The sequence below is a fragment of the Halostagnicola sp. A-GB9-2 genome (genome assembly GCF_030068615.1).
Classification (GTDB): Archaea; Halobacteriota; Halobacteria; order Halobacteriales; family Natrialbaceae; genus Halostagnicola.
This window is the reverse complement of record NZ_JASJOC010000036.1, coordinates 1-1,140: the sequence shown is the minus strand read 5'-3', so window position 1 is coordinate 1,140 and position 1,140 is coordinate 1. Positions and strand designations below refer to the sequence as shown.

Below are 1,140 nucleotides of genomic sequence, written 5' to 3'. Positions count from 1 at the left end.
GTCGTCGTGCCGGGAGAGTTGGACGAAGGCTTCCCAGGTCTTCACGGGTGCGTCGATCTCACGGAGGTAGGCACCGACGGCATCTCGAATCCGACTCGTCGAGAGATCGTCCTGTGCGTAACTGGGCTCTTCGTCGACGACGACGTTGTTGTGCATTCGGAGACCAGGGGCAAACGCAAAGTTGTGTGTCGCGATGACGAGCGGCCAGTAGTCGAGTTCACCGTCGGGCCCCTCGCGGTACGTCTCCCACTGTGTGATCGCCGAGCAGCGGTCACCGCCGCAGGGGAGTTCGACGCCCTGGTCGTTGTTGTCCTCGAGGTAGCGATGGGCTGCCGAGAAGGGCATCCCCTTCCTCTCACACTGTGCGTCCAGCCACTCGCTGGCGGGCTCGCCCTTGATCGTGATCTCGTCGTCGTGGTCACCGGCACAGACGGGGCAGGCCTCGTGACGACCGAGGAGAACGTGATACTGCCCGCCGTGTTTTTCGGCGACGTCGACGGCTTCGTCGCGGGCATCACGTGTCTCGAGGAGATGAACTACCGGTCGGTCACCGGTGATGTCCTCGCGAGCCCCCCATCGCGTCGACGCGATCGTGTGGGACTTCCCGAGCGATGTCGGCGCGTCGACGATTCGTTCGTCCTCGTTACGGACGACGTCGGCGATCGTCTCGAAGAGCTCTTCGCGAGCATCGTCCGTCGACGGCCACTCGAGGCCACGCTTCTTCGCAAACCGTCGCCGTTCAGCTGGCTCGAGCGCGTCTAACTGCCCGGTCGGGAGTGCCGAGACCGCTTTTGCGTTACCATCTCCCTTATAACCGTCATCGTCGGGTTCGTACTCCGGGATCGCGAAGCCGAGTTCGCGCAATCGTTCGACACCGCGCCACCACGTTTCACCGTCGACGGGGCGGGCGTTTGCCGGTCGGATCTCGCCGGCGTCGATCGCGGCCATCGTGACCACGCCACCGTAGCCACCGAGTTCACCGGTATCCTGCCAGCGCTCCGAATTACAGATGTTCGCCGTCCCGCCGTCGTTCAGACTACCCCAGATCGGCCAGAACGCCCGTTCGCCCTCACTCGTCGACGCGCTATCGTTCCAGCGCTGGACGATCGTACGTTCGCCGACTTGTTGAGCGTCGAGGCG

At 63.9% G+C, this 1,140-nt stretch carries 1 pseudogene; it reads right to left on the bottom strand.

The annotated features are described in order from the left end of the window. Positions 1-1,140, bottom strand: a pseudogene (locus QNM96_RS22875) (hypothetical protein); the annotation flags it as partial.